Genomic DNA, 18,777 nt, shown 5'->3' on the forward strand with positions numbered 1-18,777 from the left:
AAAAGGGATAACTTATTTAAAGGCCAGCATCGAGGCAAAGTTGAGATACTGAAACCAGGTGTCATGGCGCGAAAAGCCGGTGCGGGCCAGGCGCTCGTGATGGGTGGAGAGCCGGTCCGGTACCATGACGTCCTCAAGGGCGGTGCGCTTCTGACTGATCTCGAGATCGGAGTAGCCGTTGGCGCGCTTGAAGTCATGATGCAGATCGATCAAAAGCTGTTCCTGACCCGGCTCGCCCAGAATCTTTTCCGACAGCAACAGCACGCCGCCAGGGACGAGCGCCTTATAAAGCCGGCCGATGACGGCGTCGCGCTCGCTCGGGTCAAGAAACTGTAACGTAAAATTGACCATGATCATGCCGGCCCATGGCAGGGCACAGTCACGAATATCGCCCTGACACACCTCGATGCGATGCTTTGGGGCCTGCTGTGTGAGCAGGGCGCGCGCCTTGTCCACCATGGGCTGCGACAGGTCGATGGCCCGAAGGGTGAAGGCGTCGGGCGCCAGATGCTGGCAGATGGAAAGCGTCGAGGCGCCCAGCGAGCAGCCCAGATCCAGAATATGGGCGCCGGGGCTCAGGTGGCGTGCAGCGATGACACCGGCCATGCTGGTGATCTGGGCATAGCCGGGCACCGAGCGGCGAATCATGTCGGGGAAGCAGTCGACCACACGTTCATCGAAAGAAAAATCGGCGACCTGATCCAGCGGTGTCGAAAAAAGGGCGTCGCGTCGGGAGACGTCGGTCATCGGGGTACCCACGATCCATCAGGCTCTAAAGGAGGTTGTTCGGTCATGCAGACAGTGGTCTGATAGAGACCCGCTGCGTGTCGGACACGCCATCTGCCAGAATGAACATCGAACAGGGCGGTCTTCATGGCCGACCATGTTACGCTTTGAGCGCTAAAGCTGCACCTATCACGGAGGAAGAGCAAGGATGTCGATTCGTCAAAACAAGGCGTGGAAGGCGCTGGAAAGTCATCGCGATACGATGCGTGATGTGCATCTCACGACCCTGTTTGAGCAGGATGGGCGCTTTGATGCCTTCTCTCGTCAGGCCGCCGGGCTGACGCTGGATTTTTCCAAGCAGCGTATTCGCCAGGAAACCCTTGATCTGCTGCTGGATCTGGCCCGTGAAGCGAAGGTGGAAGACGCCGTTGAACGCCTGCTTTCCGGCAAGCGCGTCAACCTGACCGAAGACCGCCCGGCCCTGCACACGGCGCTGCGTCTGCCGCGTGAAGGCGAGTTTCACGTCGAGGGTGAAGACGTTCAGGCCGGCGTCCATGACAGTCTCGATCACATGCAGCGCATGGTCGACAAGCTTCAGGCCGGTCAGTGGCGCGGCGTCAACGGCCGTGCCATCAAACAGGTGATCAACCTGGGCGTGGGCGGTTCCGACCTGGGGCCGCTGATGGTGGTCAAGGCGCTGGAAGACGCTTTCGTGGCGCCCAACGCGCTGGACGTGCACTTTGCCTCCACCATCGACGGCTCGCAGCTGGCCGAGCTTTTGCCGACGCTGGACGCCGACGAGACGCTGTTTATCTACTCCTCCAAGTCGTTTGGCACCATCGATACCTCGGCCAATGCCGATACGGCGCTGGCCTGGCTTGCCGAGCAGACCGGTGGCGAGATCGATCGCATCAAGCGTCATCACTTCATCGGGGTTTCCACCAAGCCCGAGAAGATGACCGAGTGGGGCATCGCTGCCGATCATCAGCTGCTGTTCTGGGACTGGGTCGGTGGACGCTACTCCTTCTGGAGCGCTATCGGTCTGCCGATTGCCATCCGCCTGGGCATGGACAATTTCCGCCGCCTGCTGGCCGGTGGTCATGCCATGGACGAGCACTTCGCTTCGGCACCGCTGGAAGAGAATCTGCCGGTGCTGTTCGGTCTTTTGGGCATCTGGAACACCAACTTTCTCGACATCGAGTCGCTGGCGGTGCTGCCCTACGACGGTCGTCTCAAGCATCTGCCGGGCTATCTCCAGCAGCTCGAGATGGAGTCCAACGGCAAGTCCTCGACCAACGAGGGCGAAAAGGTCGATTACAACACCTGTCCGATTCTGTGGGGCGAGATTGGCCCCAACGGTCAGCACGCCTTCTATCAGCTGCTGCATCAGGGCACGCGCTCGGTCGCCTGTGATTTCGTGGCGCCCATCAAGCGCTATGACCACGTCGAAAGCGCGCCGGTGCGTGAAAGCCTGGAGCGTCAACACCGCCTGTCGCTGGCCAACTGCTTTGCCCAGTCCCGCGTGCTGATGCTGGGCGATGACGCCATCGAAAGCGCCGAGACCCCGCCGGCGCACAAGCGCTACGGCGGTAATCAGCCGTCATCCACCGTATTGTTCGACACGCTGTCGCCGGAATCGCTCGGTGCGCTGATCGCCCTTTATGAGCACAAGGTGTATGTGCAGGGCGCCATCTGGGATATCGACTCGTTCGACCAGTGGGGCGTGGAACTTGGCAAGAAAATCGCCAATGAAACGGCCGATATTCTGGAAAGCGGGCAGGGTGCCGACAGGCTGGACGACTCAAGCCGTCATCTGATCGAGACCGTGCTGGGTCAACGTGGCAGCGCTTAAAAATGGCTGTTTATTTATACAGTAATTGCGTTATGCTGATGCCATGAATGATCACGCCAATGCCGTCGACAACGTGCTCTATCTGCACGGTTTTAACAGCCATCCCGGTTCGGCCAAGGCCGAGCTGACGCGTCGGGCCTGCGAGCAGGCCCGACCGCAGCCACGCTTTATCGCCCCGGCCCTGTCCCATCATCCCGGCCCTGCCTGGCAGACGGCGCGCGAGGTCATGAGTACGCTGACCGGGCGCACCATGGTGATCGGCAGCTCCATGGGCGGGTTTCTCGCCATGGGGCTTGCCCGGACCCATGATGTGGCGCGGGTGGTGCTCATCAACCCGGCCGTTGATCCACTCCGGATTGCGCTGGAGCGTATGGGCAGCGAGATCGAACATGTTGAAACCGGTGAGATGTTCGTGATCGACGAGAGCTATGCCGATGCCCTGCGCGAGCAGCAGGCCGAGCTGGTCAACGTCGATGAGCGCTTTCTGGTGCTTTTGGGCAGCGAGGATGAAATCCTCGATTACCGCCAGGCCCTGGAGATGCTGGAAGGCAGCCGGTTTGTGGTCAATGAAGGTGATGATCACGGCCTGAGCCGGTATCCTGAGCTTTTGCCGACAGTTCTGGCCCATGGTGGCCTGACGCTGCCGGCAGATTTCAACCCCGTACCGTAGGCCTGCGGGCCGATGGCGCCTTGTTAGTTGACGTAATGGCCCGGGCTGAATGTCCGGGCCATTGCGACAGCGCTGATTGTTCCAGAGAGCCCCTTCGGCGCTTGACGATGAGCGCTTCTCGTTCATTTCTGACGCGATTTCACGTATGACCCAGTACAGTGCCAGTTCCATCGAGGTGCTTTCCGGTCTTGAACCGGTTCGAAAGCGCCCCGGTATGTATACCGATACGACCCGACCCAACCACCTCGTTCAGGAGGTGGTGGACAACAGCGTTGATGAAGCGCTGGCCGGCCACGCAAAAAAGATCAGCGTGCATCTTCGCGAGGATGGTGCCATCGAAGTGGTCGATGACGGCCGCGGCATGCCCATCGATATCCACCCCGAACACGGGGTGTCCGGGATCGAGCTGATCCTGACCCGCCTGCACGCCGGCGGCAAGTTCTCCCAGTCCAGCTATCGCTTCTCGGGCGGGCTGCACGGCGTGGGGGTGTCGGTCGTTAATGCCCTCTCCGAGCGCCTGGAGGTAGAGGTCTGCAAGGAGGGCAAGCGCTATCGCACCGCCTTTGCCTTTGGCGAAAAGATCGAAGAGCTGGCCGTTATCGGCGACTGCCCGAAAAAGGCGAGTGGCACGACGGTGCGCTTCTGGCCGGAATTGGCCTACTTTGACAGCCCCAATGTTTCTGTGGCGCGGCTGTCGCATCTGCTGCGCGCCAAGGCAGTGCTCTGCCCGGGCCTTGAAGTCAAGCTGGTGGAAAGCAATGGCACCGTCAGTACCTGGCATTACGAGGACGGGCTGCGCGACTATCTCGCCCAGTCCACCGACGGTTTCGAACCGCTGCCGGCCTCGCCCTTTGTCGGCGCCTTTGAAGACGACGAGCACAGCGTCGACTGGGCCATCCAGTGGCTGCCCGAAGGCGGCGAGGCGCTGGTCGAGTCCTACGTCAACCTGATCCCGACCACCCTGGGCGGCACCCACGTCAACGGCTTTCGCACCGGGCTTTTGGACGCGCTGCGCGAGTTCTGTGACTACCGCAGTCTGCTGCCGCGCAACGTCAAGCTCTCGGGTGACGACCTGTGGGAGCGGGTAGCCTTTGTGCTCTCGATCAAGATGTTCGAGCCGCAGTTTGCCGGCCAGACCAAGGAGCGTCTCTCCTCACGCGCCGTGGCCGGGTTTGTCTCGGCCGTCGTCAAGGACGCCTTTTCGCTGTGGCTCAACGAGCACACCGCCCAGGCCGAGCAGCTCGCCGAGCTGGTCATCAGCGCCGCCCAGCGCCGTCAGCGCTCCTCGAAAAAGGTGGCGCGCAAAAAGGTCACCCAGGGGCCGGCCCTGCCCGGCAAGCTGGCGGACTGCTCCAGTCAGGACCCAACGGTCGGCGAGCTGTTTCTGGTCGAGGGCGACTCGGCCGGCGGCAGCGCCAAGCAGGCGCGCAACCGCGAAACCCAGGCGATTTTGCCGCTCAAGGGCAAGATCATGAACACCTGGGAGGTCGACTCCCAGGAGGTGCTGGGCTCTCAGGAGATTCACGACATTGCCGTGGCGCTGGGAATGGACCCGGGCAGCGACAATCTCGAACGCCTGCGCTATCACAAGATCTGCATTCTGGCCGACGCCGACTCCGATGGTCTGCACATTGCCACGCTGTTGTGTGCGCTGTTTGTGCGTCACTTCCCGTCGCTGGTCGATGCCGGCCACGTTTTTGTGGCCATGCCGCCGCTGTATCGCATCGACCTGGGCAAGGAGGTGCAGTACGCCCTGGACGAGAGCGAAAAGGCGGCCATTCTCAAAAAGCTCGCCAGCCGTCGCGGCACGCCCAATGTGCAGCGCTTCAAGGGGCTGGGGGAGATGAGTCCGGTACAGCTTCGCGAGACCACCATGGCACCGGACACGCGCCGGCTGGTGCAGCTAACCCGCGAAGCCGGGGATGACACTCTGGAACTGATGGACATGCTGCTGGCCAAAAAGCGTGCCGGTGACCGGCGCGGCTGGCTGGAGCGTTACGGCAATATGGCTGAGGTAGACGTCTGACATGACCATGGATATTCACGTGCGCGAGGGCGACGTCGAGCGTCTGGCGCTTCGTAGCTACACCGAAAAGGCGTATCTCGACTATTCGATGTACGTCATCCTTGATCGCGCCCTGCCCAACATCGGCGATGGCCTGAAGCCGGTGCAGCGCCGCATCGTCTACGCCATGCGCGAGCTGTCCCTGACGGCCAGCGCCAAGTACAAGAAGTCGGCGCGTACCGTCGGCGATGTGCTGGGCAAGTTTCACCCGCACGGCGACAGTGCCTGCTATGAAGCCATGGTGCTGATGGCGCAGCCCTTCAGCTATCGCTATCCGCTGGTGGATGGCCAGGGCAACTGGGGCAGTCCCGATGACCCCAAGTCGTTTGCGGCAATGCGCTATACCGAGTCCCGTCTGACACGCTTTTCCGAGGTGCTGCTCTCCGAGCTGGGGCAGGGCACCGTGGACTGGATACCCAACTTCGACGGCACCATGAACGAGCCGGCGGTACTGCCGTCGCGCCTGCCGCATGTGCTGCTCAACGGCGGCTCCGGCATCGCTGTTGGCATGGCCACCGACATTCCGCCGCACAACGTGACGGAAGTGGTTGAGGCCACCGTGCACCGCCTGCGCCATCCGGACTGCAGCCTCGATACCCTGTGCGAACTGCTGCCGGCGCCGGACTTCCCCACCGCCCCCGAGATCGTGACGCCGAAAGCCGATCTGCAAAAGCTCTATACCACCGGACGCGGGTCGGTACGCATGCGGGCGCGCTATTACCAGGATGGCAGCGACATCATTATCAGCGCGCTGCCCTGGCAGGTCAGCGGCGCGCGCGTGCTGGAGCAGATGGCCGCCCAGATGCAGGCCAAAAAGCTGCCGATGGTGGCGGACCTGCGCGATGAGTCCACGCATGAAGAGCCCACGCGGCTGGTCATCGTGCCGCGTTCCAATCGCGTCGATGTCGAGGCGCTGATGGATCATCTCTTTGCCACCACCGATCTCGAAAAGAGTACGCGGGTCAACATGAACCTGATCGGGCTGGATGGTCGCCCGCAGGTCATGTCGCTGGATCATCTGCTTGATGAATGGCTGACGTTTCGGCGCAACACCGTGCGCCGGCGTCTGGAGCATCGTCTGGGCAAGGTCGAGGATCGCCTTCACATTCTTGAAGGCCTGCTGATTGCCTATCTCGATCTGGATGAAGTCATCCGCATCATCCGGGAAGAGGATGAGCCAAAGCCCGCCCTGATTGCCCATTTCGGCCTCAGCGAGCGCCAGGCCGACGCCATTCTCGAGCTGCGTCTGCGTCATCTGGCCAAGCTTGAAGAGATGAAGCTCAAGGGTGAGCGCGATGAGCTCGAGCGCGAGCGCAAGCAGCTTGAGAAGCTTTTGGGCAGCGAGAAGGCCATGACCAATCTGATCGAGCGTGAACTGCGCGCTGATGCCAAGGCTTATGGCGATGAGCGCCGCAGCCCGCTGGTCGTGCGTCAGGAGGCGCGGGCGCTGTCCGAGGTCGACCTGCTCGGCGCCGATCCGATTACCGTGGTGGTGTCCGAGAAAGGCTGGATTCGAGCGGCCAAGGGTCACGATATCGACCCGAAAAGCCTCTCCTACAAGTCCGGCGACAGCTTCGCCTTTGCCGCTCACGGCAAGACCAATCAGCCGCTGGTGCTGCTGGAGGACAGTGGGCGGGCCTACACGCTGGCTGCCCATCAGCTGCCCTCGGCCCGAGGTCAGGGCGAGCCGGTCTCCGGCCGGGTCAATCTGGCGGCCGGGTCGAAGCTGCGCGCGGCCATGATCGGCGCGCCGACGCAGCGTTATCTGCTGGGCAGCGACGGTGGCTACGCCTTTGGCGTGGCGCTCGAAGAGATGATCGGGCGCAGCAAGTCCGGCAAGGCAGTGGTCAGCATTCCAAAGGGGTGCGACATCCTGATGCCGCTGCCGATTTCGGGTGAGGCGCAAAGGGTCGCTGTGGTCTCCAACGAGGGCCGTCTGCTGGTGTTCGACGCCGGTGAGCTGCCGGCGCTGAGCAAGGGTAAGGGCTCGCGCATGATGGACATTACCGGCGCGCGAGCGGCCAACCGTGAAGAGTTTGTGCGCGACTGGATCGTGCTGGACGCCGGCCGGGCGCTGGTGGTGCATGCCGGCAAGCGCAAGAAACGTCTGGTCGGTGACGAGCTTGCCGGGTATGTGAGCAGTGTCGGCAAGCGCGGCATGAAGCTGCCACAGGGCTTCCAGAAGGTGGATCGGCTGGACGTCGAATAGCGCCTGTCATGCGATCGAATGCCGTTTGAAAGGCCGGTGGGGCAACCCGCCGGCCTTGAGCTTTTTTTCAGGGTGTGTGAGACAACGATATGACGCAAAGTCTGCTGGTACGTGCCACCGGTGACGTCAGACCAGGCCAATTGGCAGCCGTAAGCCGGGTATTCAACGACAGCGGCGTTCGGCTTCTGGATATCGATCAGCGTGTGACGCTTGATCAGACAGTGCTTGAAGCGCTGATCTCCCATGATGAAGAGTCATCGACGCTGGCAGAGCGCCTTCGCTCGGCCTGGCAGGCCGTCGAGGAAGAGACAGGACTTGCGCTGTCACTGCATGACATCAATCTACCGACACAGGCGCGCTGGCAGATGCCACATCAAACGCCGGCGCTGGTCATGACGCTTATGGCCTCGCATCTGTCGATGGCGTTGCTGGCGCAGATCGATCAGCTGGCGAGTCGGTGGGGCCTGGTGGTTGAGCGGGTCAAGCGGCTGTCCGGGTCTGATTCGCTGAGTGCGGCGGCTTGCGTCGGCGGCGCCTGTCTGGAATATCGCCTGCGTGGTGAGGCGGTGGATATTGATGGACTCAGGCAGGCGCTGCTGGCCCTTGCAACAGAGCAGGGGGTCGATATCGCCCTTCAGGAAGACAGCCTCTGGCGCCATCAACGCCGCCTGATCTGCTTTGACATGGACTCTACGTTGATCAAGGCCGAGGTCATCGACGAGCTGGCGCGCCGCCACGGCGTTTTTGAGGATGTCGCCGCGATTACCGAGCGGGCCATGCGCGGTGAGATCGACTTTCAGCAGAGTTTTCGCGAGCGCATGGCCATGCTCAACGGACTCAGCGAGTCAGTGCTTGAAGAGGTCGCCGACGGACTTGAGCTGATGGACGGTCTGGAGCGGTTGATGACACAGCTCAGGCGACTGGGCTATCGCACGGCCATTTTGTCGGGCGGTTTCACCTATTTCGCCCGCTACCTGCAAAGGCGACTTGGCTTTGACGAGGTGCATGCCAACGAGCTGGTCATCAAGGAAGGCGTGGTCACCGGCGACGTCCATCTGCCGATCGTTGATGCCGAGCGCAAGGCCGTGCTTTTACAGGAAATCGCCGAGCGCCAGGGGATTGCGATCGAGCAGACCGTGGCCGTGGGCGATGGCGCCAACGATCTGAAAATGCTGGCAGGCGCGGGGCTTGGCATCGCCTTTCACGCCAAGCCGCTGGTGCGCGAAAAGGCCCGCATATCGGTCTCGACGCAGGGGCTTGACGCCCTTTTGTATCTGCTGGGCCATAACGAGCGAATGCTGCAGCAGGGTTAGCCTGCCACGCTCAAGAAAGGCGGTAACATGCCGATATCACGGGCATTTAGGCACTCAGGCCTGCTCGGTGGATGATCTCATGTTTCCGGATTCCAATCTCAATGCAAGCAAGGCGCGCCACCTCGACATCGGTGCGCCGGATCAAATTGTCGAGACCTTCGCCGACCTGACCGGTAATGATGCCCGGCTGTCGATACGTTTCGAAGGTCTCGATGTCCAGTATCCCGTGACTCTGGCCCTGCTGGATCGCGACCTGCACCAGTGTGTGCTCAGGGCCAGCGATCTCAAGGACCTCGAATCGCTTTTGAACCAGCGTCTTCCCTTCTATCTGGACATTCAGCACACCTCGATGTCCATGACCAGCGCCATGATGCGACCGCTCAAGGTTAGCGTGCAGGTTGATCGGGTCGATATTCGCTCAGCGCTGCCTGTCTCGCTCAAGCTGACCCGCCAGCGCAATCTGTTTCGTGCCACGCTCGAGCGCGGCATGAAGGTCAACATGCTCATGACCGCGCAGCGCGGTGGCAGCGAAGTCGAGGGGCGACTGGTGGATCTGTCCATCGGTGGCTGTCTGATTGCGGTGTCGGTCAATGACGCCATCAATTTCCAGATCGGCATGGCGCTGCATCGCCTGCGGGCCGTATTTCCCAGCAGTGAGGCCTTTGATGCGGCCGGCTGCGTGCGCCACATGCGCTGCAGTGACGACAGCAACGATGTGCTGGTCGGCGTGGTCTTTGATGCAAGCCTTGCCGATTTTGAGCGCCAGGTGTGGTTCTACGTGCGCGAGATCGAGCGCGAAGCAGTGCGTCTGGAAGCGCCTCCCGAGCGTGTCGTGGCACCCTCGAGGCTTTTTAACGAAGGCAGTGCCGCCCTTGAGATGGAGACTGTTGTCACCCCTCAGGAAGAAGCACTGGCGGTGCTGCCCCTGTTTGATAACGTCAAAAACATTGCCCGTGCGCTGGGCGTTCAGCTGATCAATCTGCAGGCCGGCATGAGTCTGGAAACGGCGGTGCTGTGTGAGCAGTCGCGCCGACTGCTGGCGCTTTTACAGGAGGACCGTCAGGCACTGTTGTACGCGCTGGCCTGCGTCGAGCGTCATTCCACGCCGCTGGTGTGTCACGGTCTGTTTGTCGCCACGCGACTGGCCGATCTGGAAAGCGGCGATCGCACCACCGATCAGGTCGTACAGATGATGGCCTGCGCGCTGATCCATGATTTCGGCAAGATACTGCTGCCCGAACATGTCCGGCTGCATGAAGGGGCCATGGATGCCTCGACGCTTTCCCATCTGCATGCGCACGTGGAGCTTTTGCGCTTTCGCATCGAGCGTGACGGCCTCACTACCGATATGCGCCGTGACGTCTTGCTGAGTATCAACGAGCGACTCGATGGCAGCGGTTACCCGCGCGGGCTGGATGGTCACTCGATGAATCGTCTGGCGCGCATGGCCGCCGTCGTGGATGCCATCGATGCCATGAGCCGGCCCCGCAGCGATCGTCCGGCGTGGCTGGCACTCGATATCTACCGTCATATCTTCAATGCCGGCAGCCAGTTCGATACCGCCTGCGTGAACCGATACGTCAAGCGCTACGGCTTCACGCCGATCGGCTCGCTGGTAGCATTTTCCAGCGGCTTTCAGGCCTGGGTCATGCGCCTTGATGCCAAAGGGCAGCCATCGCGGGTTCGGGTCGTGCGTGAGCTGACCCACGACAAGCGCATGAATCAGGTGCTGGAGGGGTCGGAGCTGGTGCAGCTGGGAACGCTTGAGGGCTGTGTCGGGCGTCACGACAGTGCAATGACACCCTGGTGAGTCGTCAACGCGAGAAGGTGGTCGGATCGGTTTCCACTATCTCGACGGTGGCGCTCATCTGCTCTCCCAGCGATTCATTGATAACGGCCAGCAGCGCATTGGACAGGGCAAGACGCTGCGCCTGTGTCCGTCCGGCAAACAGGCGGACCTGCAGCGAGGCGAAGGGGCGTTTTTCGCCGCCCTGGCGTGTATTTGACAGGGAAAGGGTGGCGACCTTGATCGCGCGGGCCTCGAAAAGACCGCTGTCCAGCGTGCAGCGGTGCAGGGCGTCCACCAGCCCCTCCAGGGTGTCATCGCCAAGCGTTCGCGGATGGTGAAAAAGCAGTGTGGGCATGCCGGTGTTCCGTTATGAAATATTCAAGCCAGAAAGGCTTTCAGCCGTAGGCGCGCTGATGGGCCTTTTTGCGTTTCAGGTAGTTCTCGTCTTCGCGCACCTGTATCCAGACCTTCTCGAAGATGGCCGCCGACTCGGCCTTTTCCTCGTCGATCTCGCGTTCACGAATCTCGCCGTTTTTATCGTATTTGCGTCCGCCCGGATAGTTGGCATAGCGCCGGGCACGGGTATGGCCCATCTGAATAAACTTTCGCGCCATGTCCATGCCGACAAAATCATCGCGCAAGCGGTAGTCTTCAAACATCTCCAGAAGCTTTTGCGATGAGGCCCGAGCGTCATCGGGTGTCTTGAAGCGCCAGTGGGGCAGCAACTCGCCCTTGTAGGGCTCGACGGTGAGCACGCCCTGTTCACCGCGGCCCACGCGGTAGTGCTCGGGATGCTTGCGACAGTCCGGCTTGTCGCCGTTATCCTGTTGCGGCTGCCCGGTCAGGGCCTCTTTTGACTTGCTCATGCGTTTGTCCTGTCATCCATTGGTATTGCCCGGCAACTCATCCATGAAGTCATGCTGAAATACCAGAGCACGCCGCGTGCCCGGTAGTGGTCAATGTCATGCGTTATCAGCCATGATAGTTCAGCTCATCAGACAGGAAAGCGGTAATGCCATTACGATTCCAGGGAAAAAGCTTGTCACATCGATACGCCGGCGTATCGGTGGCCCGTGCACGTACGCTGATGCTGGCACTGCTGCTGGGCAGCGGCGCCATGCAGGGCTGCCAGGCCGGTGCGTCACCATCGTCCTCACCGTCACGGCAGGCCGAAGCTGACAGCGGCGATGTACAGGCTCGTGCAGCGACTGCCGAGACCACCGAAACCGTCGAGACCGCTCCGGCGGCCAGAGACGATCAAACGCCTGCCGAGCGGGAATCGTTCGATCAGTGGGTCAGCGAATTTCGACAAAAGGCGCGCTCGGAAGGCATTTCGCAGACCACGCTGGATGAGGCGCTGGCCAACGTGCGCTATCAGCCTCGTATTATCGAGCTGGATCGCTCACAGCCCGAGTTTACCCGGGGCATCTGGGAGTATCTGGACAGCGCGGTCTCCTCGAGCCGGATCGACAACGGTCGTCAGAAGCTGGCCGAGCATCAGGAGAGCGCCGATCAGACGCAGTCGCGCTATGGCGTACCCGGTTCGGTGATTACGGCCATCTGGGGCATCGAGAGCAACTATGGCGGCAACTTCGGCAGTTTCTCGGCCATCGATGCCTTTGCCACGCTGGGCTATGAAGGGCGCCGCCACGCCTTTGCCCAGGAGCAGTTGATAGCCGCCCTGCGCATTATTCAGGAAGGCGATATCGACCGGGAGCACATGCTGGGCTCCTGGGCCGGTGCCATGGGCCACACCCAGTTCATTCCCACCAGCTTTCTGGCCTACGCCGTGGATGGCGACGGTGACGGGCGGCGTGACATCTGGGGCAGTATTCCGGATGTGATGGCTTCCACTGCCAACTATCTGGCCAAAAACGGCTGGCAGCGTGGTCAGCCCTGGGGCGTTGAGGTGACTCTTCCCGAAGACTTTGACTACACGCGAACCGAGCTTTCCACCCGTCAAGCCACGTCTGCCTGGCGCTCGCAGGGCGTTCGCGCCGTTGAAGGCCAGTCGCTGCCGAATTTCGATCAGGCCTCCGTCATTGCGCCCGCCGGCGCCCAGGGCCCGGCATTTCTGGTCGGTCCCAACTTTCGTGTGATCATGCGTTACAACAACGCCACCAGCTATGCCCTTGCGGTGGCGTATCTGTCCCAGCGCATCGATGGCGGGTCGGGCGTTCAGGGTGACTGGCCGCGCGATGTCAAACCGCTGACACGTTCGCAGACCAAAGAGATGCAAAGCCTTTTGAATCAGAAGGGCTTTGGCACCGGGACGCCGGACGGCATCATGGGACCCAATACGCGCGAAGGGCTGCGGGCATGGCAGCGCAGCGTGGGAAAAACACCGGATGGGTTTCCCAGCACCAGCGTGCTGGAGGCGCTGCGTCAGCCGTAGCCCTGCAGGGCGGCATTAGACAAAAGTCGATGTGGCCATTCATCACACCTTAAAGTGGTGCCTGCCCGTCTCGACTAGGCTTGTAGTGAAGGGAATCACCAACAGGCATTGACCGTCACGCGCCAGGTTTGCTGTCGCCGTGGCGGCCAGTCGGAGAGTCATCATGACGGCGACGCGCAACAACCCCTATGGGGTCATTCCTCCTCACCTGCTCAATTATCTGATCGAAAACGGCAACGACCGGCATCGCCGCTGCGCGTTGAGTACCCTGACGCTCGATTCGCGTTTCAGGGCGCGCACCGAACGCCATACGGCGCCTACCGATGATCGGCGCGGTGCTCGCGGCGAGCCGCTGCGCTATATCTTTGATGCGGGCAACACCATGGAGCTTCCCGGCCGTCAGGTACGGCGCGAAGGTCAGTCCGACACCGGTGACGCGGCCGTGGACGAGGCCTACGGTGATCTGGGCGCCACCTATCGCTTTTTCTGGGAAATTTTTGAGCGCAATGCCATCGACGACGAGGGCGGCGCGCTGCTGGGCACCGTCCATTACGGTCAGGATTATCAAAACGCCTTCTGGAACGGCTATCAGATGGTCTTTGGCGACGGCGATGGCGACATCTTTCTCTCCTTTACTCGCGCGCTTGATGTTGTGGCGCATGAGTTGACGCACGGCATCACCGAACGTGAAGCCGGGCTTGTGTACTACAACCAGTCGGGGGCACTGAACGAGTCCATCTCGGATGTCTTTGGGGTCATGGTGGCCCAGTATGATGCCAACCAGACGGTGGAAGAGGCCGACTGGTCGATCGGCCGCGACCTGTTGGCCCCGGGCATCAACGCCATCGGGCTTCGTTCGATGGCCGCACCGGGTACAGCCTACGATGATCCGCTGCTGGGGCGCGACCCGCAGCCGGCACACATGCGCGATTTTCTGGAGACCAACGAAGACAACGGCGGCGTCCACATCAACTCGGGCATTCCCAATCGCGCCTTTTATCTGACGGCCATGGCGCTGGGCGGCTACAGCTGGGAGCGCGCCGGGCGAGTCTGGTATGCCACGCTCACCGATGAGCGACTGGCCAATGATGCCGAATTTACCGATTTTGCCCGTCTGACGCTGGATAACGCCGAGCGGTTGTTCGACGGCGATGAAGTCCGCGAGGCCGTACTGAGCGGCTGGCAGGGCGTAGGAGTTGACGCGTGAGCTATCAACATACTCTGGGCGAGCGTGCCCGCGTTCGCCTGGCGAGAGAGGGGGGCGTTGCCTATATGCCGGCGCTGGCGCGTCCTCGCGAAATTGCCTTTCAGGAGTGTTCGCTGTCGCAGCGCAGGAAGGTCTGCAAACTCCTCGATGAAGCCGAACAGCTGAAATATCCGGGCGACCAGGCCGGGCAGGGGGATCAGCGCTATTTTCGCATCGTCATCATGCCGGTGGGCAACGACAGCGATGTCATCACCCTGCATGTGCCCGAGCGGCGGGCACCGGAAGCGCTGGTGTCGCTATGGGACAGTGGACCCAGCGACTGATGCGGCTCCAGTCAGTCCGATGCCTGCCGCAAGCTGTCGGCTCTGACCGGGGTCTTGGCCCGGTCTCCCGGCACCTCGCGCACCAGCCGCGGCAATAAAAAGCCCGGCAGCTGTTCTCCAAGGCTGTCATGCAGCGCCATGGCCTCACTGTCTGGCACATTAAAGTGCGCGGCACCCGCCACGGGGTCGAGCACATGAAGGTAGTAGGGCAGAATGCCGGCCTCAAAAAGCCGCTCGGACAGTGCTCTGAGCACCGTCACATCATCGTTGACGCCGCGCAGCAACACGCTCTGGTTGAGCAGCGTGACGCCCACACTCCTGAGCCTTTCACAGGCTTTCATGACACTGTCGTCAATTTCGTTGGCATGGTTGATATGCAGCACCACCACCTTTTGAAGGCGCGTGTTCGCAAGCCATTCAAGCATCGCATCATCGACACGATCGGGGATCACGACCGGCAGGCGGGTGTGCAGGCGCAGGCGTTTGAGATGAGGAATGGCGTCAAGTTCACCGACCAGCCAGGCCAGCCGGGTATCGCTTGAGACCAGCGGGTCGCCGCCGGAAAGGATCGCCTCGATCAGCGAGTCGTCGTCACGCAGGTAGTCCAGCGTTTTGCCCCACTGCGCCCGCGAGGCGGCGTGATCCTCATAGGGAAAATGGCGCCTGAAGCAGTAGCGGCAGTTGATGGCGCAGGCGCCACTGGTGATCATCAGTACCCGCGTGGCGTACTTGTGGATCAACCCGGCCATCGGGGTATGATCGGCCTCTTCCAGCGGGTCGGTCACATAGCCTGCGACCGCGTGCGTTTCATGCTCGAGTGGCAGTACCTGGCGCAGCAGCGGATCACCGGGGTCGCCCTTTTTGATGCGTGATAGATAGGCCAGCGGCACCCGCACCTCAAAGGCCTGATGGCCACCTTCAGCGCCCGGCAGCCAGCGCTCGTCGAGCCCGACGGCGGCCAGAAGCGCCTTCGGGTCACGGATAGCGCCGGAAAGCTGCGACTGCCAGCTCTGTCCGGGGGCGCTGTCATCACCGGCTGGGGAAAAAGAGATAGTCTGCACAGGCTGCATGGTTCGCGTTATCATCGCACGTATTCCGAGGCTTCGGAGTCGATGTGACCTGCATGGTCATCGATCCGGAGCTGTCTGGTCATTCACTGTCCCCGCAGCCTTTGATACCCGAGCGGCTGCGAACACAACGAGGCGTTATGGCAAGCTATTCTACCAACGAATTCAAGGGCGGTCTGAAAGTGATGCTCGACGGCGATCCCTGTAACATCGTCGAAAACGAGCTCGTCAAACCCGGCAAGGGTCAGGCCTTCAACCGCGTCAAGCTGCGCAATCTGATGACCGGGCGTACCTGGGAGCGCACGTTCAAGTCCGGCGAATCGCTGGAAGGTGCCGATGTGCTCGACATCGACATGGAGTATCTCTACAACGATGGCGAGATGTGGCACTTCATGAGAACCGACGGCTCCTTTGAGCAGTTCGCCGCCGACAAAAAGGCCGTAGGGGACACTTCCAAGTGGCTCAAGGAGCAGGTGGTCTACACCATCACGCTCTGGAACGACAATCCCATTTCGGTGACCCCGCCCAACTTCATCGAGCTGGAAGTCATCGAAACCGACCCGGGTCTCAAGGGCGACACTGCCCAGGGCGGCTCCAAGCCGGCCACTCTGACCACCGGTGCGATGGTGCGCGTCCCGCTTTTCATCAATCAGGGTGAAACGCTCAAGATTGATACCCGCAGCGGCGAGTACGTCAGCCGCGCGTAAGACGCTTGTTTGAACGACGGCAATCGCCGGGCCCCGTGGCCCGGCGATTGCGTTTTATCCTGTCTCATTGATGGATGACTCGGCATGAGTGCTGATGACTGGCGCCCCGGCGCTACCATGGAAGTATTGCGCGCGCGCGCAGCCGTCATGCGCTGCATCCGCGACTTCTTTGAAGTCCGCGACGTGCTCGAGGTGGAAACCCCCGTACTGGGGCACGCCGGCAGCAGCGACGTGCATCTGGACTCGCTCTTCCTGAATGCCCATACATCAGCCGGTGAGGAGCGGCTCTGGCTGCAGACCTCGCCTGAATACCATATGAAGCGTCTGCTGGCGGCCGGCAGCGGTCCCATCTTTCAGCTCTCGCGCGCGTTTCGCGATGGTGAAACAAGCCGGCGTCATAACATCGAGTTCACCATGCTGGAGTGGTATCGCCCCGGTTTTTCGCTTGAAGCGCTGATACGCGAAGTCGCCGAACTGATCGAGACCGTACTGGAGGCGCCGCAGCTAGCGGTTCGACAGCGCGCCTATCGTGACCTTTTCCGGGAATATCTCTCGATTGACCCCTTGAGTGACACGCCGGAGACGCAGGCAGCCCTGCGTGACAGTGCCGCCCGCTACGCGGGAAGCGACACGGCGTCATGGTCGCGCGATGATTGCTGCGATCTTTTGATGTCGCTGGTTATCGAGCCACGACTGGGGCAGGGCGGCCTTGATGTGGTGGTGGACTATCCGGCTTCTCAGGCGGCACTGGCGCGACGGCGTCAGGACAGTGACGGGGCGCTGGTGGCGTCAAGATTCGAGGTGTATCTGGAGGGCATCGAACTTGCCAACGGCTTTGATGAGCTGACCGATGCCGATGAGCAGCAGGCACGTTTTGAGGCGGATAATCAGGCCCGTCTTGCGCTGGGCAAACCGCCGGTGGATGCCGATCAAAGGCTGATTGCGGCGCTGCGCGTCGGCATGCCACAGGGCTGTGGCGTGGCGCTGGGCGTGGATCGTCTGATCATGTTGGCACTGGGTCTGGAAAATATCGACAGCGCCATGGCGTTTGGCACCGCCAGATGCTGATCGAGCAATCAGCACGTCGTCTGGTTTCGATACCGCATTGATGGTGTTGCCCCGGGCCCTGCAGGAGAGGCGGGTCCGGGGTCCTGCAGAACAGGTGTGTCAGGCGTGCGGGTCGAGCAGCCTGATCTCGCGAATGTCGATATGCTCCCACACTCTTTGCGTTACGTAGGGCTCGGTTTCAAGCCAGGCGTTCAGAGCTTCTCGGCTTTCAAACTGGAAATGGACGTTGGAGCCGATCATTTTGCCGTTGTCATCGACAATGACCCCGCCGCTGATGAAGTGCCCCTGATGATAAAGTTCACGCAGGGCTGCCAGATGCGCCTCGCGACAGCCCATGCGCCGCTCGAGCGCGCCCTCGTCCGTATAGTCCCATGCCAGCAGGGTAAACTGCGTCATGTCTTGCTCCTTGTCAGGGTCGAAACCGCTCGCCATGGCTTCGGCTGGCCCGAAGGCGCCGGCCAGTCGGTGTCATTAAGTCAATTCTTGAGGCTCAGGCCAGCTCTTCGGGCGTGAGCGTATCAGCCGGAATGTCGGGATCAGGGGCGAGCTGCTCGCCCAGACGAATCTTCATGCCGGGTGTCAGGCTGTCGTTGAAGGTGTAGGCCTTTGGCAGACACATGACGACAGAGGACCCCAGATGAAAGCGGCCCATCTCATCGCCCTTGCCCAGTGTGACATCGGCGTTGTTCCAGGCAGTGCCCTGGGGCTGGCGGGACTGCGGTGTGACCTGGCCGGCCCAGACGGTCTCGATCCCGGCGACGATCATCGCCCCCACCAGTACCAGCGCCATGGGCCCCAGCTCGGTCTCGAACAGACATACCAGCCGCTCGTTGCGGGCAAAAAGGCCCGGCACTTCGCGGGCGGTGGCCTGATTGACCGAAAAGAGCCGGCCGGGCACGTAGATGGTGCGGATCAAACGCCCCTCAAGCGGCATGTGCACGCGGTGATAATCCCGCGGGGAGAGATAGACCGTGGCGAAACTGCCGTCGCGCAGCTCGGTCGCGGCGGCTTCGTCACCGCCGAGCAGGGCGGTCAGCGAGTAGGCGTGGCCCTTGGCCTGCATGAGCGTGCCGTAATCGATGCGCCCGAACTGGGAGAGCACGCCGTCGGCCGGGGAGACGATCCCTGAGTCGATCGGGCGGGCATCGGGGCGCAGCGGCCGGGTAAAGAACTCGTTGAAGCTCTTGTAGCTGCTCAGATCGGGATTGAGGGCCTCGCTCATGTCAACGTCATAGTGACGGGCAAAGCGCTGGATGAACGTATCGCGAATCCAGGGCGTGCGCGAATCGGCAAACTGTCCCGCCAGTCGGGAGATGGCGTGCTGGGGCAGCGGATATTGCAGCAGGGCAAACAGACGATCACGATTCAAAAGGAGCACCACAAGGC

17 protein-coding genes are annotated in these 18,777 nt (G+C 61.6%); 11 read left to right on the forward strand and 6 right to left on the reverse strand.

The window, feature by feature from the left end; translation table 11 throughout:
• Positions 1-12: 12 nt before the first annotated feature.
• Positions 13-747, reverse strand: a complete 735-nt coding sequence (cmoA, locus tag ACS92L_RS01710) for a carboxy-S-adenosyl-L-methionine synthase CmoA (protein WP_438766609.1) — start codon at positions 745-747, stop codon at positions 13-15.
• A gap of 187 nt (positions 748-934) precedes the next feature.
• Between cmoA and pgi the strand changes: the two genes are divergently transcribed.
• The 6 genes from pgi (at position 935) to ACS92L_RS01740 (ending at position 10,645) form a co-directional block, all read left to right on the forward strand.
• A complete protein-coding gene (gene pgi / locus ACS92L_RS01715) occupies positions 935-2,578 on the forward strand; it encodes a glucose-6-phosphate isomerase (RefSeq protein ID WP_438766610.1) in 1,644 nt (547 codons plus the stop codon).
• 43 nt (positions 2,579-2,621) lie between these two features.
• The gene (locus ACS92L_RS01720) at positions 2,622-3,248 is read left to right on the forward strand and encodes a YqiA/YcfP family alpha/beta fold hydrolase (protein WP_438766611.1); all 627 of its coding nucleotides are present in this window, start codon (positions 2,622-2,624) and stop codon (positions 3,246-3,248) included.
• Positions 3,249-3,393: 145 nt separating this feature from the next.
• A complete protein-coding gene (gene parE, locus ACS92L_RS01725; RefSeq protein WP_438766612.1) occupies positions 3,394-5,274 on the forward strand; it encodes a DNA topoisomerase IV subunit B in 1,881 nt (626 codons plus the stop codon).
• Position 5,275: 1 nt separating this feature from the next.
• Entirely contained in the window at positions 5,276-7,522 is a 2,247-nt protein-coding gene (parC, locus tag ACS92L_RS01730; RefSeq protein WP_438766613.1) for a DNA topoisomerase IV subunit A, read from the forward strand.
• A gap of 89 nt (positions 7,523-7,611) precedes the next feature.
• Complete coding sequence (gene serB / locus ACS92L_RS01735; RefSeq protein ID WP_438766614.1) at positions 7,612-8,835, forward strand: phosphoserine phosphatase SerB; 1,224 nt, start codon at positions 7,612-7,614, stop codon at positions 8,833-8,835.
• A gap of 79 nt (positions 8,836-8,914) precedes the next feature.
• The gene (locus ACS92L_RS01740; RefSeq protein ID WP_438766615.1) at positions 8,915-10,645 is read left to right on the forward strand and encodes an HD domain-containing phosphohydrolase; all 1,731 of its coding nucleotides are present in this window, start codon (positions 8,915-8,917) and stop codon (positions 10,643-10,645) included.
• Positions 10,646-10,649: 4 nt separating this feature from the next.
• On the opposite strand, the gene ACS92L_RS01745 is transcribed toward ACS92L_RS01740, so the two are convergent.
• Positions 10,650-10,979: a 5-carboxymethyl-2-hydroxymuconate Delta-isomerase gene (locus ACS92L_RS01745; protein WP_438766616.1), complete on the reverse strand. Its 330-nt coding sequence runs from the start codon at positions 10,977-10,979 to the stop codon at positions 10,650-10,652.
• 40 nt (positions 10,980-11,019) lie between these two features.
• The gene (locus ACS92L_RS01750; protein ID WP_438766617.1) at positions 11,020-11,490 is read right to left on the reverse strand and encodes a DUF4385 domain-containing protein; all 471 of its coding nucleotides are present in this window, start codon (positions 11,488-11,490) and stop codon (positions 11,020-11,022) included.
• Positions 11,491-11,711: 221 nt separating this feature from the next.
• Between ACS92L_RS01750 and ACS92L_RS01755 the strand changes: the two genes are divergently transcribed.
• From ACS92L_RS01755 to ACS92L_RS01765, 3 genes are all read left to right on the forward strand, one after another.
• On the forward strand, positions 11,712-13,019 hold the full coding sequence (locus tag ACS92L_RS01755; RefSeq protein ID WP_438768373.1) for a lytic murein transglycosylase: 1,308 nt from the start codon (positions 11,712-11,714) through the stop codon (positions 13,017-13,019).
• A gap of 163 nt (positions 13,020-13,182) precedes the next feature.
• Positions 13,183-14,226: a M4 family metallopeptidase gene (locus ACS92L_RS01760; RefSeq protein ID WP_438766618.1), complete on the forward strand. Its 1,044-nt coding sequence runs from the start codon at positions 13,183-13,185 to the stop codon at positions 14,224-14,226.
• Entirely contained in the window at positions 14,223-14,549 is a 327-nt protein-coding gene (locus tag ACS92L_RS01765) for a protealysin inhibitor emfourin (protein WP_438766619.1), read from the forward strand. Before ACS92L_RS01760 ends, ACS92L_RS01765 begins: the two co-directional genes overlap by 4 nt.
• An 11-nt stretch (positions 14,550-14,560) precedes the next feature.
• On the opposite strand, the gene epmB is transcribed toward ACS92L_RS01765, so the two are convergent.
• The gene (gene epmB / locus ACS92L_RS01770) at positions 14,561-15,619 is read right to left on the reverse strand and encodes an EF-P beta-lysylation protein EpmB (RefSeq protein WP_438766620.1); all 1,059 of its coding nucleotides are present in this window, start codon (positions 15,617-15,619) and stop codon (positions 14,561-14,563) included.
• Positions 15,620-15,756: 137 nt separating this feature from the next.
• Between epmB and efp the strand changes: the two genes are divergently transcribed.
• Entirely contained in the window at positions 15,757-16,323 is a 567-nt protein-coding gene (efp, locus tag ACS92L_RS01775) for an elongation factor P (protein ID WP_438766622.1), read from the forward strand.
• An 84-nt stretch (positions 16,324-16,407) separates the two neighbouring features.
• A complete protein-coding gene (epmA, locus tag ACS92L_RS01780) occupies positions 16,408-17,391 on the forward strand; it encodes an EF-P lysine aminoacylase EpmA (RefSeq protein ID WP_438766623.1) in 984 nt (327 codons plus the stop codon).
• 99 nt (positions 17,392-17,490) lie between these two features.
• Here epmA and ACS92L_RS01785 read toward each other — a convergent pair whose 3' ends face one another.
• Positions 17,491-17,787, reverse strand: coding sequence for a YciI family protein (locus ACS92L_RS01785; RefSeq protein WP_438766624.1), 297 nt, complete (start codon positions 17,785-17,787; stop codon positions 17,491-17,493).
• 94 nt (positions 17,788-17,881) lie between these two features.
• Positions 17,882-18,760, reverse strand: coding sequence for an archaetidylserine decarboxylase (gene asd, locus ACS92L_RS01790; RefSeq protein ID WP_438766625.1), 879 nt, complete (start codon positions 18,758-18,760; stop codon positions 17,882-17,884).
• Positions 18,761-18,777 lie beyond the last annotated feature (17 nt).

The sequence above is a fragment of the Kushneria halocnemicola genome (assembly GCF_965650455.1).
Taxonomy (GTDB): domain Bacteria; phylum Pseudomonadota; class Gammaproteobacteria; order Pseudomonadales; family Halomonadaceae; genus Kushneria.

Bases quoted from the DNA above. Each gene is read 5' to 3' on its own strand.
- efp (WP_438766622.1), top strand. From the start codon at position 15,757: ATGGCAAGCTATTCTACCAACGAATTCAAGGGCGGTCTGAAAGTGATG.
- ACS92L_RS01760 (WP_438766618.1), top strand. From the start codon at position 13,183: ATGACGGCGACGCGCAACAACCCCTATGGGGTCATTCCTCCTCACCTG.
- epmA (WP_438766623.1), top strand. From the start codon at position 16,408: ATGAGTGCTGATGACTGGCGCCCCGGCGCTACCATGGAAGTATTGCGC.
- parC (WP_438766613.1), top strand. From the start codon at position 5,276: ATGACCATGGATATTCACGTGCGCGAGGGCGACGTCGAGCGTCTGGCG.
- ACS92L_RS01750 (WP_438766617.1), bottom strand. From the start codon at position 11,490: ATGAGCAAGTCAAAAGAGGCCCTGACCGGGCAGCCGCAACAGGATAAC.
- ACS92L_RS01785 (WP_438766624.1), bottom strand. From the start codon at position 17,787: ATGACGCAGTTTACCCTGCTGGCATGGGACTATACGGACGAGGGCGCG.
- ACS92L_RS01755 (WP_438768373.1), top strand. From the start codon at position 11,712: ATGCTGGCACTGCTGCTGGGCAGCGGCGCCATGCAGGGCTGCCAGGCC.
- ACS92L_RS01745 (WP_438766616.1), bottom strand. From the start codon at position 10,979: ATGCCCACACTGCTTTTTCACCATCCGCGAACGCTTGGCGATGACACC.
- ACS92L_RS01740 (WP_438766615.1), top strand. From the start codon at position 8,915: ATGTTTCCGGATTCCAATCTCAATGCAAGCAAGGCGCGCCACCTCGAC.
- pgi (WP_438766610.1), top strand. From the start codon at position 935: ATGTCGATTCGTCAAAACAAGGCGTGGAAGGCGCTGGAAAGTCATCGC.
- parE (WP_438766612.1), top strand. From the start codon at position 3,394: ATGACCCAGTACAGTGCCAGTTCCATCGAGGTGCTTTCCGGTCTTGAA.
- cmoA (WP_438766609.1), bottom strand. From the start codon at position 747: ATGACCGACGTCTCCCGACGCGACGCCCTTTTTTCGACACCGCTGGAT.
- epmB (WP_438766620.1), bottom strand. From the start codon at position 15,619: ATGCAGCCTGTGCAGACTATCTCTTTTTCCCCAGCCGGTGATGACAGC.
- ACS92L_RS01720 (WP_438766611.1), top strand. From the start codon at position 2,622: ATGAATGATCACGCCAATGCCGTCGACAACGTGCTCTATCTGCACGGT.
- serB (WP_438766614.1), top strand. From the start codon at position 7,612: ATGACGCAAAGTCTGCTGGTACGTGCCACCGGTGACGTCAGACCAGGC.